The sequence below is a fragment of the Kitasatospora sp. NPDC049258 genome, from assembly GCF_040678895.1.
In the GTDB taxonomy this organism is placed as follows: domain Bacteria; phylum Actinomycetota; class Actinomycetes; order Streptomycetales; family Streptomycetaceae; genus Kitasatospora.
Map to the genome: position 1 here is coordinate 267,837 of NZ_JBFAQT010000003.1, position 15,003 is coordinate 282,839.

At 72.7% G+C, this 15,003-nt stretch carries 11 protein-coding genes and 1 pseudogene; 10 read left to right on the plus strand and 2 right to left on the minus strand.

What is annotated here, in order from left to right; all coding sequences use genetic code 11:
• The 5 genes from AB0K43_RS04530 to AB0K43_RS04550 all read left to right on the plus strand — a co-directional run bounded on the left by AB0K43_RS04530 (window position 1) and on the right by AB0K43_RS04550 (window position 4,681).
• Window positions 1-399 (plus strand): DUF3017 domain-containing protein, encoded by a 399-nt coding sequence (locus tag AB0K43_RS04530; RefSeq protein ID WP_363635666.1) that lies wholly within the window; start codon window positions 1-3, stop codon window positions 397-399.
• Between the two features lie 288 nt (window positions 400-687).
• On the plus strand, window positions 688-1,680 hold the full coding sequence (locus AB0K43_RS04535; RefSeq protein ID WP_363635668.1) for a malate dehydrogenase: 993 nt from the start codon (window positions 688-690) through the stop codon (window positions 1,678-1,680).
• A 68-nt stretch (window positions 1,681-1,748) separates the two neighbouring features.
• On the plus strand, window positions 1,749-3,062 hold the full coding sequence (locus tag AB0K43_RS04540) for a hemolysin family protein (RefSeq protein ID WP_363635670.1): 1,314 nt from the start codon (window positions 1,749-1,751) through the stop codon (window positions 3,060-3,062).
• Between the two features lie 30 nt (window positions 3,063-3,092).
• A complete protein-coding gene (gene trpS / locus AB0K43_RS04545; protein WP_363635672.1) occupies window positions 3,093-4,130 on the plus strand; it encodes a tryptophan--tRNA ligase in 1,038 nt (345 codons plus the stop codon).
• Window positions 4,131-4,135: 5 nt separating this feature from the next.
• Window positions 4,136-4,681 (plus strand): 2'-5' RNA ligase family protein, encoded by a 546-nt coding sequence (locus AB0K43_RS04550; RefSeq protein ID WP_363635674.1) that lies wholly within the window; start codon window positions 4,136-4,138, stop codon window positions 4,679-4,681.
• Window positions 4,682-4,777: 96 nt separating this feature from the next.
• On the opposite strand, the gene AB0K43_RS04555 is transcribed toward AB0K43_RS04550, so the two are convergent.
• Window positions 4,778-8,332, minus strand: a complete 3,555-nt coding sequence (locus AB0K43_RS04555; protein ID WP_363635676.1) for a bifunctional glycosyltransferase family 2 protein/CDP-glycerol:glycerophosphate glycerophosphotransferase — start codon at window positions 8,330-8,332, stop codon at window positions 4,778-4,780.
• 230 nt (window positions 8,333-8,562) lie between these two features.
• On the opposite strand from AB0K43_RS04555, the pseudogene AB0K43_RS04560 reads away from it, so the two are divergent.
• The 3 genes and pseudogenes from AB0K43_RS04560 to AB0K43_RS04570 form a co-directional block, all read left to right on the plus strand.
• A pseudogene (locus AB0K43_RS04560) lies at window positions 8,563-9,414 on the plus strand (glycosyltransferase); the annotation flags it as partial.
• Between the two features lie 254 nt (window positions 9,415-9,668).
• Window positions 9,669-10,601, plus strand: coding sequence for a YhjD/YihY/BrkB family envelope integrity protein (locus tag AB0K43_RS04565; RefSeq protein WP_363635678.1), 933 nt, complete (start codon window positions 9,669-9,671; stop codon window positions 10,599-10,601).
• 139 nt (window positions 10,602-10,740) lie between these two features.
• Window positions 10,741-11,613, plus strand: coding sequence for a class I SAM-dependent methyltransferase (locus AB0K43_RS04570; RefSeq protein WP_363635680.1), 873 nt, complete (start codon window positions 10,741-10,743; stop codon window positions 11,611-11,613).
• Between the two features lie 46 nt (window positions 11,614-11,659).
• Here the strand turns inward: AB0K43_RS04570 and AB0K43_RS04575 are convergent, their stop codons facing one another.
• Window positions 11,660-12,940 carry a serine hydrolase gene (locus AB0K43_RS04575; RefSeq protein ID WP_363635682.1) on the minus strand — a complete coding sequence of 427 codons (1,281 nt, stop codon included), beginning with the start codon at window positions 12,938-12,940 and terminating at the stop codon, window positions 11,660-11,662.
• Window positions 12,941-13,093: 153 nt separating this feature from the next.
• Here AB0K43_RS04575 and AB0K43_RS04580 point away from each other — a divergent pair, with 153 nt between their 5' ends.
• Together AB0K43_RS04580 and AB0K43_RS04585 are read left to right on the plus strand one after the other, a co-directional pair.
• Window positions 13,094-13,354: a hypothetical protein gene (locus tag AB0K43_RS04580; protein ID WP_363635684.1), complete on the plus strand. Its 261-nt coding sequence runs from the start codon at window positions 13,094-13,096 to the stop codon at window positions 13,352-13,354.
• Window positions 13,355-13,435: 81 nt separating this feature from the next.
• The gene (locus AB0K43_RS04585) at window positions 13,436-14,953 is read left to right on the plus strand and encodes a DUF6020 family protein (RefSeq protein ID WP_363635686.1); all 1,518 of its coding nucleotides are present in this window, start codon (window positions 13,436-13,438) and stop codon (window positions 14,951-14,953) included.
• Window positions 14,954-15,003 lie beyond the last annotated feature (50 nt).

Sequence of the window (15,003 nt, forward strand, 5' to 3'; positions counted from 1 at the left end):
ATGCGCCGCTCCCGGCGCCGGCCGCAGCGGACCACCGGGACGCTGCCGCCGGAGGGCTCGGGCACGGCGCTCGACCGGGGCCACGCCCTGCCGGTCCGGCAGTGGCCGATAACGCTGGTGCTGGCCGTGGCCGCGGTGGGCCTGGCCATCACCTCCGCGGGTGACTTCAAGGTCGGCGTGCTGACGGTCGGCTCCTCGCTGCTGCTCGGGGCGCTGCTGCGGCTGGCGCTGCCCGAGGTCGGGCTGCTCGCCGTCCGCAGCCGCTTCACCGATGTCACGGTGCTGACCTTCCTCGGCGCGGTGATCGTGCTGCTCACCCTGGTGGCGCAGCCCGACCCGTGGCTGCACCTGCCGCTGCTCGACAACATCGGCAAGCTGATCGGACGCCAGCGGCACTGAGGCCGCGCCGCGCCCGGGCCGGCCGCCGCCGCGGCACCCGCCGGGGTGTCCCGCGGTCGAGGTGTCCCGCCGTCGGACCTCCTGACGGCGGGACACCCGGCCGGCGGTGCCGCCCGGCCCGGCGGCACCCCGCGCGGGCCCGTGTGACGCATCAGCCACGCCCGCGCGCCCCCGGGGCGAGCCCGTTGCGATAGCCTGAGCCGGTTCTCTCGATGTCGAGAGATCATCCTCGGCTCCAGCGCGCCGACGTGCCTGGGGCACGTCGGCGATTTGCTGGAGTAGGCAGAAATGACTCGCACCCCCGTCAATGTCACCGTCACCGGAGCGGCCGGCCAGATCGGCTACGCGCTGCTCTTCCGCATCGCCTCGGGCCACCTGCTCGGCGCCGACGTGCCGGTGAACCTCCGTCTCCTGGAGATCCCGCAGGGTCTGAAGGCCGCCGAGGGCGTCGCCATGGAGCTGGACGACTGCGCCTTCCCGCTGCTGCGTGACATCACCATCACCGACAACGCCGCCGAGGCCTTCAACGGCGCCAACGTCGGCCTGCTGGTCGGCGCCCGCCCGCGCACCGCCGGCATGGAGCGCGGCGACCTGCTGCAGGCCAACGGCGGCATCTTCGGCCCGCAGGGCAAGGCCATCAACGACAACGCCGCGGACGACATCAAGGTGCTGGTGGTCGGCAACCCGGCCAACACCAACGCCCTGATCGCCCAGCGCAACGCCCCGGACGTGCCGGCCGAGCGCTTCACCGCGATGACCCGCCTGGACCACAACCGCGCCGTCGCGCAGCTGGCCAAGAAGGCCGGCGTCACCGTCGAGGACGTCAAGAAGGTCACCATCTGGGGCAACCACTCGGCCACCCAGTACCCGGACCTCTTCCAGGCCGAGATCGCCGGCAAGAGCGGCTTCGAGGCCACCGGCTCCGACCTGGCCTGGATCGAGAACGACTTCATCCCGACCGTCGCCAAGCGCGGTGCGGCGATCATCGAGGTCCGCGGCGCCTCCTCGGCCGCCTCGGCCGCCAACGCCGCCATCGACCACGTCTTCACCTGGGTCAACGGCACCTCGGCCGGCGACTGGACCTCGATGGGCATCGTCTCCGACGGCTCGTACGGCGTGCCCGAGGGCCTGATCTCCTCGTTCCCGGTCACCACCAAGGACGGCAAGTTCGAGATCGTCCAGGGCCTGGAGATCTCCGACTTCTCCCGCGCCCGGATCGACGCCTCGGTGCAGGAGCTGGCCGAGGAGCGCGACGCGGTCGCCGAGCTCGGTCTGATCTGATCCCGCACGAGCACCGGTGAACGGCCGGGCGGCCAAGGGCCGCCCGGCCGTTCTCCTACACTCGGCGCGTGACAGAAACCATCGAGGACGCCGCACTCGTCCTGGTCTTCATCATGCTGGGCGGCCTCTTCAACGTCGCCGAGATCTCGCTGATCTCGCTGCGCGAGGGCCAGATCCGGGCACTGGAGTCGGTCGGCACCCGGCGGGCCGCCCGGGCCGCCCACCTGGCCGCCGACCCGAACCGCTTCCTGGCCGCTGTGCAGGTCGGGGTCACCTGCATGGGCTTCCTGTCCGCCGCCTTCGGCGCGGACACCCTGGCGGGCAAGCTGGCACCGGTCTTCGTCGACCTGGGGCTGTCGCCGGCGGTCGCGGACACCATCGCGCTGGTCGGGCTCACCCTGGTGATCTCCTACGTCTCGCTGGTGCTCGGTGAGCTGACGCCCAAGCGGATCGGCCTGCAGCGGGCCGACTCGATCGCGCTGCTGGCCGCGCCGGTGGTCGACGTGATGTCGGTGGCGCTGCGCCCGGTGATCTGGCTGCTGGGCCACTCCACCAACCTGATGGTGCGGCTGTTCGGCGGCGACCCGTCCGCCGGCCGCGGCTCGATGAGCTCCGAGGAACTGCGCGGCCTGGTCGCCGCCAACACCGAACTGGGCAGCGACGAGCGGGCCCTGATCGCCGACGTGTTCGCGGCCGGCGAGCGCCAGCTGCGCGAGGTGATGGTGCCGCGCACCGAGGTCACCTTCCTGGACGCCGAGCGGCTGGTCGCCGAGGTGCGCCCGGAGACCGACTCGGCGCCGCACTCCCGCTACCCGGTGGTGGAGGGCTCGTACGACGCGGTGACCGGCTTCGTGCACGTCCGCGATCTCTACGGCGCCCGGGGCGAGCGGGCCGCCCGGGTCCGCGACCTGGCCCGGCCGGTGAAGCTGCTGCCGGCCACCAAGCGGGTGCTGGAGGCGATGAGCGAGATGCGCCGGGAGGGCCACCACCTGGCGATCGTGGTGGACGAGTACGGCGGCACGGCCGGCATCGTCACCCTGGAGGACCTGGTCGAGGAGCTGATCGGCGAGATCCGGGACGAGTACGACGCCCAGGACACCACCGCCACCCGCCGGCTGGCCGGCGGCGGGGTGGAGCTGGACGGGCTGCTCAACCTCTCCGACTTCACCGAGGAGACCGGGGTCACCCTGCCCGAGGGCCCGTACGAGACGGTGGCCGGCTTCGTGGTGCGGGAGCTGGGCCGGCTGCCGCAGCCGGGGGACCAGGTGCCGCTGGAGGGCGGTGCGCTGCTGACCGTGGCCAAGCTGGACGGGCGGCGGATCGAGCGCATCAGGGTGAGTGCCGTCACACTGTCGTTTCCTCCAGGGGCAGATGTTTCCTGAGCGGTCGGTGAAGCTGGAACAATGGCGCCCATGGTCAACGCAGCGGTCACCGGTCCGGTGAAGGACCGTCCTAGGGTCCTCTCCGGTATCCAGCCCACCTCCGGCTCCTTCCACCTCGGCAACTACCTCGGCGCGGTGCGCCAGTGGGTGGCGCTGCAGGAGGAGAACGACGCCTTCTACATGGTGGTCGACCTGCACGCGATCACCGTCGAGCAGGACCCGACCACCCTCCGGGAGAACACCCGGATCTCGGCCGCCCAGCTGCTCGGCGCGGGCCTGGACCCGGAGCGCTGCACCCTGTTCATCCAGTCCCACGTGCCCGAGCACGCCCAGCTCGGCTGGGTGATGAACTGCCTCACCGGCTTCGGCGAGGCCGCGCGGATGACCCAGTTCAAGGACAAGTCCGCCAAGCAGGGCAGCGACCGCACCTCGGTCGGCCTGTTCACCTACCCGATCCTGCAGATCGCGGACATCCTGCTCTACCAGGCGGACGCGGTGCCGGTCGGCGAGGACCAGCGCCAGCACCTGGAGCTCACCCGCGACCTCGCGGAGCGCTTCAACAGCCGCTACGCGCCCACCTTCACGCTGCCCAAGCCGTACATCCTCAAGGAGACGGCCAAGATCCTGGACCTCCAGGACCCGACGGCGAAGATGAGCAAGTCGGCCTCCTCGGCCAAGGGCCTGGTCAACCTGCTGGACGAGCCCAAGGTCAGCGCCAAGAAGTTCAAGAGCGCGGTGACCGACACCGGCACGGTGGTCTCCTACGACGAGGAGCACAAGGCCGGCGTCTCCAACCTGCTGCGGATCCACTCCGCGCTCAGCGGGCAGTCGATCGACCAGCTGGTCGAGCACTTCGAGGGCAAGATGTACGGCGCGCTCAAGACCGAGCTGGCCGAGCTGTTCACCGACTGGGTGACGCCCTTCCAGGCCCGCACCCAGGGCTACCTGGACGACCCGGCCGAGCTGGACCGGGTGCTCGGCCTCGGCGCGGAGAAGGCGCGCGCCGTCGCCTCCGAGACCCTGTCGACGGTCTACGACCGCATCGGCTTCCTGCCGCCCAAGCGCTGATGCCGGTGCGGTACGCCCCCGACGGTGACGGCCTCGACGAGGTCGTCACCATCGGCGTGTCCATAAGCGTGCCGGACCCGTACGGCGCGCAGATCCAGGACGCCCGGGCCGGGCACGGTGATCCGCTGGCCCGCTCGATACCCACCCACGTCACGCTGCTGCCGCCGACGCCCGTCCCGGTCGGCGCCCTGCCGGCCATCGAGGACCACCTGCGGGCGGCCGCCGCCGGCCACCGGCCGTTCCGGATGCTGCTGCAGGGCAGCGGCACCTTCCGCCCGGTCTCCCCGGTGGTCTTCGTCCGGGTCGAGGAGGGCGCCCAGGAGTGCCGGGCGCTCGAGGCGGACGTCCGGTCGGGGCCGCTGGCACGGGAGTTGGCCTTCCCGTACCACCCGCACGTGACGGTGGCGCACGGTCTCCCGGAGCCGGTGCTGGACCAGGCCTTCGAGCAGGCCCGGGGCTTTCGCGCGGTCTTCGAGGTGCCCGGCTTCAGCCTCTCCCGGTTCGGCCCGGACGAGGTCTGGCGGCCCTGGCGCGGGTACCGCTTCGGCTAGGGCGCGCCCGGCGGACCGGGCCGGCGGCGCCCGGCGGCGGGAGTGCCGACGACGATGCCCCGGGGATCGGGCGATCCCCGGGGCATCGTCGGTCCGTCAGCCCTTCAGCAGCGCGTCCGCCACCCGCGCCGCGGCCTGGCCGTCGTCCAGGTCGCAGTACACCTCGCGGAACGCGGCGTACTTCTCCCGGTACTCGGCGGCCGTCTCCTCGATCCGGCCGAGCGCCGCGACCAGCTCCTCGGAGGTGGTCAGCAGCGGGCCGGGGGCCTGCGCCTCGAAGTCGAAGCTGAACCCGCGCAGGTTGTCCCGGTAGTGCTCCAGGTCGTAGGTGAAGAACAGCATCGGCCGGCCGGTGTTCGCGAAGTCGAACATCGCCGCGGAGTAGTCGGTGACCAGGACGTCCGCGATCAGCAGCAGTTCGGCCATGTCGGGGTAGCTGCCCACGTCCCAGACGTAGCCGTCGCCGGCCCCCGGCACCTGGCCGCAGGTCGCCTCGTGCCCGCGCACCAGCAGCACCTGGTCGTCGCCCAGCGCGGCCCGGGCGGCCGTCAGGTCGAGCCGCAGGTCGAGCTGGTAGCCGTCCTGCGGGCGGCGGCGGTCCTCGCGGAAGGTCGGCGCGTAGAGCACCACCTTCTTGCCCTCGGGCAGACCGAGGCGCTCGCGGACCCGCTCGGCCGTCTTCTCGCGGTCCGAGGCGAACAGCAGGTCGTTGCGCGGGTACCCGGTCTCCAGGATCTCGCCCTCGAACCGGAACGCCCGGCGCAGCACCGGGGTCGACCAGCGGCACGCGGAGACCAGCAGGCTCCACTGCGGCACCTCGGCCTCCAGGTGCTCCAGGTACTCCGAGTCGGTGAACCAGACCTTCTCGAAGTCGTGGCCGATCCGCTTCAGCGGGGTGCCGTGCCAGGTCTGCAGCACCACCTGGCCGGGCCGCCGGGTGAAGAACGGCGGCAGGTGGGTGCTGGTCACCACGTACTTGGCGGTGGCCAGCGCCTCGTACCACTCGGTGGACAGCCGGCGCAGCGGCTCGGCGCTCTGCGGGGCCTCGGTCTGCAGGTCGTCGGTGGTCCACAGGTGGCGCAGCGGCGCCCCGCGGCGCACCAGCTCCTCGTGCACGGCGCGCGGCGAACCGGCGTACCGGCTGCCCAGCGCCGCGTGGTAGACGACGGTGTCGGTCAGCGGCTGCTGCTGCATCGCCGGGAAGGCCTCGCGCAGCTGGCGCTGCCGGAAGGTGCTGCGCTCCTCGGGGGCCAGTATGTCGTGCGACTCCAGCGACAGGCCGTCGTACAGCCGGCGCTCCAGCGCGATCAGCTTGCCCCGCGCCTGGACCTCCAGCGGCAGGCTGCCGTGGCAGGACGGGGCGAGCAGGGCCGGCGGCCACAGGCTGTCGGCCGGCGCGCCGACCGGCCGGAAGAAGACCTCCCAGGTGCCCTTGCGCAGCGGCACCTGGCCGGCGAAGCTCGCGGTCGGCACGGCCGGCAGCGCGGCCTTGAACCGGCCGTCGGTGATCTCCACCGGGTAGCTGTGCTCCTCCTCGCGCCAGCGGTGGCGGAGCACCAGCTCGTAGTGGTGCACCCCGGGCAGCGGGAAGCTGCCGCCGAGCAGGAAGCCCTCGCTGTCGCCGGCCTCGGTGATCTCCTCGACCACGGGCTGCAGCACCTGGTCGGCGAACTGCAGGTACCCGCTGGGGGACGGCTTGGAGTACAGCGCCCGGGCGCCGGCGCCGATCGGCAGGTCCAGGTGCTCGGGCTTCGAGCGCTCGTCGACCACCACCGGCAGCGTGCTGCCGTCGGTCAGCAGCACCTCCACGTCCCAGCGGTCGCGCAGCCGCTCGGCGGAGGCCGGGTCGAGCGCGTCCCAGGCCTCGCGCACCTCGGTCAGCGCGTCGACCGGGAAGCTGGAGGTGAAGGGCACCTGCCGGCCGGCCGGCACGCCGAGCTCCAGCGGGAAGACCAGGAAGTTGTCCGAGGACTCGGCGTGCTTCAGCCGCAGCCGGGCGTCGGCCAGGTCCGCGCCGGAGCCGACCAGGCCCTCCAGGGTCACCGTGCCACGCTCCCCGGTGACCTTGACCACCCGGGCGCGGACCCGCTCGACCCGCAGGTTGACGTAGTTGTCCTTGAGCCACGGGACGATCCGCACGTCCTGCTCGACCCAGTGCACCGGCGGGTACTCGGCGGTGTCGCTCCAGCCGCCGGAGACCCGGCCCTTGTAGACGCCGCCCTTGCCGACGCCCGCGACCAGCAGGCGCCAGGAGCCGTCCTTCCACTGCCCGCGGTGCTTCATCCGCTCCGGGTCGATGGAGGCGGTGAATCCGGCCCAGTCGCAGCTGTACAGCGAGTGCGGCGAGCTGGCCGTCGCCTCCGGGCTGTACATCGCCTTGGTCGGCACCGCCACCACGCGGCGCCCCGCGCTCTCGCGCAGCACCAGGCCCTTGACCATGTCGTGCTTGGTGCTCGCGCCCAGGTGCTCGGGGAAGGCGTGCCCGGTCAGCCGCAGCCGGCCGTCCTCCCACTGCGCGTCGTACAGCCGGCTGCGCATCACCAGCGCGTTGTCCAGCCGCAGCACCTCCGGCGGCACGCTCTTGCGGCCGCCCCGCAGGAACGGGTAGTCGGCGTAGGGGCGCAGCAGCCCGCGGGCCGGCGCGGCGCCGTTGCTGTCCTTCTCGAACCGCAGCTGCTCGACCAGCTCGGTCATCCGGTTCTGCACGGTCAGGTGGTACTTCAGCCGCAGCGGCGCGCGCAGCTTGCGGACCTGGGACGGCCCGATCGCGCGCAGCAGCCGGCTCACCGACTCCTGGTAGGCGTCCCGGTAGGCCTGGTCGCCCTCCAGCACGGACCAGAAGAACATCGGGATCTCCTCGACGAGGTTGTTCTCGTCGTAGGAGCGCAGGTAGCGGCGGAACTTCGGGTCCTGCTGGTCCTGCAGCCAGGCGCGGACCAGCTCCATCGACTTGACCCGGTCGATGACGCCCTTGGGGTTGAACTTCATCTGCGTGATCGACATCTCGCCGACCTCGCGCTCCCGCCAGTGGTAGATCGGCTCGGAGAGCACGTCCACGCTCTTGGCGAGGTAGTGGTGCGGCACGCTGACCGGGGCGTCCTCGTACAGGATGCCCTCGGGGTAGAGCACCCCGGCGGCGTCGAAGAACGAGCGCCGGTACACCTTGTTCCACGCCGTGCGGTCGGTGACCAGGGTGGGGATGTCGGTGATGTGGGTGGTGAGCCTGGTCTCCTTGAACGGCTTCTTGTGGCCGCCCGACGGATAGAAGCCGATCGCCCGGAAGCGCAGCACGTTGCCGGTGGCGAAGTCGGAGCCGGTCTGCTCCAGGGTGCCGATCATCAGCTCGTAGGCGCTCGGCGGCAGGGTGTCGTCACTGTCCACGAAGGCCAGGAACTCGGTGCCCTCGCCGATGTGCCGGTAGCCGGTGTTCCGGGCCGCGCCGAGGCCCTTGTTCACCTGCTTGACCAGCCGGAACCGGGAGTCCTTGGCCGCGTAGGCCTCGGCGATGGCGGCGCTGGAGTCCTTGGAACCGTCGTCGACCATGACGCATTCGAAATCGCCGAAGGTCTGGGCGGCGATCGAGTCCAGGCACTCTTCCAGGTAGCGCTCGACATTGTAGATCGGGACGACGACGGAGAGGCGGGGTGCCATCGGCTGCGCAGAGCCTTTCATCAGGTGGTGCGACCGCTCTGCCCGATTTCGGGTGAACCGGGCACTTACCGCCAGCGATCCTACCTTCCGGAGGCTACGGCGGATCGTCGCGCCCGTCCGGAACGTGCATCGGCGGGGCGGAGCGGGCTAGGGTGCGGCTGGCCCGTCCCCGGCACCGGCCGCCCCCGTGTCGCGCCCGGCCTCGACGCCGTCCTGGAATGAGTGATCCCATGCCCCGCTTCAGCGTGATCGTCCCGGTCCACCAGGTGGAGGACTACCTGGCCCAGTGCCTCGACTCGGTGCTGGAGCAGACCGGCGCCGACTTCGAGCTGATCGCGGTGGACGACCGCTCGCCGGACGGCTGCGGCGCGATGCTCGACCGGGCCGCCGAGCGGGACGCCCGGGTCACGGTGCTCCACCTGCCCGAGAACGTCGGCCTCGGCCGGGCCAGGAACGCCGGGCTGGCGGTCGCCACCGGCGAGTACGTCCTCTTCCTGGACAGCGACGACACCCTCACCCCCGACCTGCTGCGGCACCTCGACGACCGGCTTCGGGCCGGCGACGACCCGGACATCCTGGTCTACGACTACGCCCGCACCTACTGGGACGGCCGGGTGGTCCGCAGCAGCTCCGCCGCGGTCTTCACCCGCCCCGGCCCGCAGGTCTTCGCCCTGGCCGACCGGCCCGACCTGCTCGACCTGCTGATGGTGGTCTGGAACAAGGCCTACAAGCGCGAGTTCATCGCCGAGCAGGGCCTGACCTTCCCGGCCGGGTACTACGAGGACACCCCGTGGACCTTCCCGGCGCTGCTCGCCGCCGGGCGGATCACCCTGCTCGACGAGGTCGGCCTGCACTACCGCCAGCGCCGGGAGGGCGGCAACATCCTGGCCACCGCGAGCCGCAGGCACTTCGACATCTTCGACCAGTACCGCCTGGTCTTCGACTTCCTGGACCGCCGCCCCGACCTGGCGCACTGGCGACCGGTGATCTACGGGCGGATGCTCGACCACCTGGCCACCATCGTCAGCAAGCCCGGCCGGATCCCGCCCGGCGACCGCCGGGAGTTCTTCCGCCGCGCCGCCGAGCACTGCGCGCCGCTGCGCCCGGCGGGCTACCGGCCGCCCGGCGGCGCCGCGGGCGCGCGCGGCGAGCTGCTGAGCCACGGCCGCTACCTCTCCTTCCAGGGGCTGCGCGGGCTCGCCAAGGCCCGCCGGGTGCTCGCCCGGCGCTGATGCCCGGGCGGGTGACACCCCCGGGGTGGCGCCCGCCCGCAGGCGCCCGGCGCACGGTATACAGGGGCGTCCGTGACAGTCCCGGCCGGGCGGGGAGCGCACCGTTGGAATTCCTGACCAAGCTGCCGGTGATCGGCCCGGTCGTCGCCAGGCTGCTGCGCACCCGCGCGTACCGCGCCTTCGCGCACGTCACCGAGCTGAAGGGGAACCGGCTGGCCGGCGCGGTCACCTACTTCGGCTTCCTGGCCCTGTTCCCGCTGCTCACCGTGGCCCTGGCGATCGCCGTGGCGGTGCTCTCCGACTCCCGGGTCCAAGACCTCCAGGACGACATCGCCAAGCAGGTGCCGGGCCTGTCCGACTCGCTCGACCTGCCCGGGCTGGTGGCCAACGCGGCCACCGTCGGGGTGATCAGCGGCGTGGTGCTGCTCTACTCGGGCCTCGGCTGGGTCGACACCATGCGCGGTTCGATCCGGGACGTCTGGCGGCTCCCGGCCGAGGCCGGGAACCCCGTGCTGCTCAAGGCCAAGGACTGCCTGGTGCTGCTCGGCCTCGGCGTGGTCTGCCTGTTCTCGCTCGGCGCCTCCGCCGTCGCCACCTCGCTGGCCCGGAGGCTGGCCGACCAGCTCGGCCTGGCGGGCGGCGCCGGCCGGGCCGTCCTCACCGTGGTCGGCCTGCTGATCGCGGTCGCCGCCGACCTGCTGCTCTTCGCCTACCTGCTCGGCCCGTTCCCGCGGATCTCGGGCCAGGGCCGCCGTGACCTGTTCCAGGGTGCGCTGATCGGCGCGGTCGGATTCGAACTGCTCAAGCTGCTGCTCTCCTCCTACCTCGGCTCGGTGGCCGGCAAGAGCCTGTACGGCGCCTTCGGCGTGCCGGTGGCCCTGCTGCTCTGGATCAACTTCGTCACCCGGCTCCTGCTGTACTGCGCGGCCTGGACCGCACTGGCCGATCCCGAGGCCGCCCGCGACCGCGCCGAGGCCCAGGCGCGGGCCGCGCTGGCCGCCGCCGGCACCCGCCCCGGCGACGCCCCGGCGAACTGAGCCGAAACCGAACACCAATGACATGGTCCTACTGCGCGCCGGCCACGCAGTGGTTATGATCCCGGTCACAGTCGAGCGGCTCCCCCCGCCGGGCCCCGGTCGAGGCGAGCACACCCCTGCAGCACGCCTGGAGACAGCTGTGACCAGTGCCGACACCACCCCCGCCGCCGCCCCGGCCACCCGAACGCTGGACGATGTGCCGGGCTGGTTCTTCAAAGCCGATCAAGAACTCTTCGGCTGGTTCCTCACCCGGCAGACCCAGCGCGGGCGAACCGGTGACCTGCTGGAGCTCGGGGCCTACCTCGGCCGCAGCGCCATCCTGCTCGGCAGCCATCTGCAGGACGGCGAGACCTTCACCGTCTGCGACCTGTTCGATTCCGATGCGCCCGACGACGACAATTCGGCCGAGATGGCGATGTCCTACCGCAAGACCCTCACCAGGCAGGCCTTCGAGGACAACTACCTGGCCTTCCACGACCTGCTGCCGACCGTGATCCAGGCCCCCACGTCCGTCCTGGCGGACGGCCGGATCCCCGACGGCAGCTGTCGCTTCATCCACATCGACGCCTCGCACCTGTACGAGCACGTGGCGGGCGACATCCAGGTGGCGCGCGCGGCGCTGGCCAAGGACGGCCTGGTGGCACTGGACGACTACCGGGCCGAGCACACCCCCGGCGTCTCGGCCGCGGTCTGGGAGGCGGTCTTCGCCCATGGCCTGCGCCCGATACTGCTCACCCCGGAGAAGTTCTACGGCACCTGGGGCGACCCGGAGGAGGCCCAGCGCGAGGTGCTGGAGCGGGACTGGGTGGCCGAGGGCTACCGGATGGACGAGGACATGATCGCCGGCGGCCGGGTCTACCGGCTCGCCTACGAGCCGCCGGCCCCGCCCGCCCGGCCGGCTCCGCCGCGCCGCTCGGCCCCCCGCCGGCTCGCCCTCGACGTGCTCCCGCCGTTCGCCACCCGGGCCGCCCGCCGGGCCCTGCGCGCGGCCCGCGCCCGCCGCCCCCAGTGACCCCCGCCCGGGGCCCGCGTGCGGGCCCCGGGTCCCGCCGGGCGCCTCAGCGGCCACCGATCGCCGTCGCCCCGGCCGGCACCCGTGCCCCGTCGAGCGGCTCCGCCGCCGCCGCGGCCAGCGCCGCCGCCCGCCGCCTGCGCAGCGCCCTGGCCCGCAGCGCCACCACGCCGCCGAGCGCCATGCACAGCACACCGGCCAGCGTGCCGGTCAGCCCGGCGCCGCTCTTGGCCGCCGCGGCGGGCAGCACGGGTGTGGCCTGCGGGGGCTGGGCGATCTGGATCGGCTGCTGGAGCGGCTCCTCGGCCGGCTCGGCCGAGGGCGAGGCCGCCGGGCCCTGCGCGGGCCCCGCCGGGTCCACCAACCGGCCGACCGGCGTCACCTTGCCGGCCGCCGCGAACCCCCAGTCGAGCAGCTCCGCCGTCTCGTCGTACACCCGGCTGCTGTTGTTCGGCCGCATCACGGTGACCAGCAGGGTCCGCCCGCCGCGCTCGGCGGCGCCGGTGAAGGTCGCCCCCGCGTTGGTGGTGTAGCCGTTCTTGACCCCGATCAGCCCCTCGTAGCGCCCCAGCAGCCGGTCGGTGTTGGCGATCCCGAAGCTGCCGCGCTGCCCGCTCACCTTGTCGAAGGCCCCGGGGAACTGCGCCCACCGGGTCGAGCAGTACATCCGGAAGTCAGGGTTGCGCAGCCCCTCGCGGGCGAACAGCGTCAGGTCGTAGGCCGAGGAGAGCTGGCCGTCCATGTCGTAGCCCTCGGGCGTGATCACATGGGTGTCCTGGGCGCCCAGCCGCTGCGCCAGGGCCTGCATGTCGGCCACCGTCTGCGCCACCCCGCCGTTCATCGCGGCGAGCACCCGGACGGCGTCGGCGCCGGAACTGAGGAAGACGCCCCGCCACAGGTCGTCCACCCGGTAGTCCAAGTCCTCCTTGATGCCGACCAGGCTGCTGCCCGGCCCCATCGCCATCAGCTCCTCCGGCGCGACCCGGTGCACCGTCGTCCGGTCCAGCTTGGGCAGCACCACGTCGGCGAAGAGCATCTTCAGGGTGCTGGCCGGCGGCAGCTGCCGGTGCGCGTTGTAGGAGGCCAGCACCTCACCGGTGCCGGCGTCGGCGACCACCCAGGACTGGCCGGTCAGGTCCGCGGGCAGGGCGGGTGCCCCGGCGTACGGCGCGACCTGCACGCCGGACTTCCCCAACAGCTCACCGCCGACCGGCGGGCGCTCAGGCGGCGGCCCGTCCTGCGGGGCGGCCACGGCGACGGGAGCGAGGCACAGCAGGCCGAGGGCCGCGGCTGCGCAGCTGTACGCGATGTGACGGACGCTCTGCATTGGGTGACCGTACCCAGCCGGGCGCCGCCCGGCCCGCCGCGCCGCCCCGGTCCTTCGAACGGGTGCCGGTGACTGATCCGTCCGGCGGACTGCGCATACTGGACCTTCCCCCCTGGGGCCCGGACCGCGCCCCACCCCGTCCGAAGGACCGTCATGAAGCTCAGCCGCCGCACCTCCTGGTTCCTCACCGCCTTCGGCGTCTGGTCCCTGATCATCTGGACCACCTTCGTGAAGAACCTCTGGAAGGACTCCGGCGGCCAGGCGTTCGTCGACGGCGACCACTCCCGGCCGACCGCCTTCTTCTGGGTGCACCTGACCCTCGCCGTGACGTCGTTCGCACTCGGTGCGGCCGTCGGCGCCATCGGTGTCCGCGGCCTGCGGGCCTCCGCCGGAAAGTCCGCTCCGACCGCCTGACGCCGGGCCCGGGTGCTGCTGTAGCCTGCGCGGGACACCAGGGCGAGCACGGCCCGGGGTGCACCAGGAGGGGGCTGCACGATGACCGGCGACACCATGCTGGAACGTCCGCCGGGCACCGGCGGACCGGGCCTGCGGGAGCGGGCGGTGGCCCAGCACCGCAGGGTCCGCCCGAGCCGGCGGATGCCACTGGCGGTCGCGGCCCTGTGCCAGGTGGTGCTGCTGCTCTGGTGGCTGGCCGCCTACCCGGCGTTCGTGAGCTACGACTCCGTGATGTACGTCTGGCAGGTCACCGACCCCGGCTACTGGACGGCCGACCACTCCGCCTTCTACGACGCGATCATCCTCTGGTCCCTCAAGCTGACCGACAGCGTGGCGCCGGTGGTGCTGCTGCAGACCGTCGGGATGTCCCTCGGGCTCGGCTACGCGGTCTCCGCACTGGCCCGGCTGGGCGCCCGCGCCCGCTGGAGCGCGCCGGTCGCCCTGGCGCTCGTCGTCCTCCCGCCCACCGGCACCTTCGTGGTCTTCCTGTGGAAGGACGTCCCGTTCACGATCTGCGGGGTGTTCCTCTTCGCCGCCGGGCTGCGCCTGCTGTCCCGGAAGCTGGACGGCAGCATCGGACGCGGCGGCCGGGCGCTGCGGCTGGACCTGGCGGTCTTCTTCCTCTCGATGCTCGGCCTCGGCCTGTTCCGCAACAGCAGCTACGGCCTGATGCTGGTGGTGGCGACCCTGCTGCTGGCCGCCGTCCCGCTGGTGCGCCGCCGGATCGCGCTGCTGACGGCCGTCGCGCTGGCCATCCCGCTCTTCCTCAACCTGTGGGCCTACTCGGCGATCTGGGGCATCCACCGGCCCCCGGCGTACATGGTCTACTCGCTCAACTACGACGACCTCGCGGTGGCCTACCACCGGGACCCGGCGGCCTTCAGCACCGAGGACAAGGCCGTGCTGGCCGCGGTCGCGCCGCTGACCACCTGGGACACCGCGGGCTACCAGTGCTTCTCGATCGACCCGTTGACCAACTGGGGGGAGGGCTGGGACCGCCACCAGGCCGCCGCCCACAGCGACGAGCTGGTCTCGATGTGGAGCCGGATCGCCCTCGACCACCCGGACTACGTGGTCGACGCCCGGCTCTGCCGCGGCCACATCGCCTGGGCGATCTGGGGCGCCCCGGCGGCCCGGGCCGGCGACACGGTGGTGCAGAGCCCGAAGGCCTCGCCCGACCTGTTCGGCTTCACCGCACCCGGCGGCGACCTGGAGCACAGCCGGTACGCGGACACCCTGCGCCCGCACCCGGTGGCGCAGCCGATGCTGAGGGCCGCGATCTGGCTGCACGACGCCTTCCGGGCACCCCAGCTGGACTGGCTCTTCTGGCGCGGCGCCGTCTGGTGCTACCTCGGCTACGCGGCCCTCGCGGTGTACGCCCGCCGGCGCGGCTCGTTCGCCGTCGTCGCGGTGGGCGGCGCCGTCCTGCTCGGGCTCCAGCTCAACCTGATCGTGGCCAACGCCGCCCCGCACTTCCGGTACATGGCCGTGGCGCTGTTCGTCGGGCCGCTGCTGCTCCCGCTGCTGGCCGCCGGCCGGGACGGCGACCGGCGCTGACGGCCGGGAGCTGCTGACGGCGGGGGAGCAACGGCCGAGGGCCCGTCCGG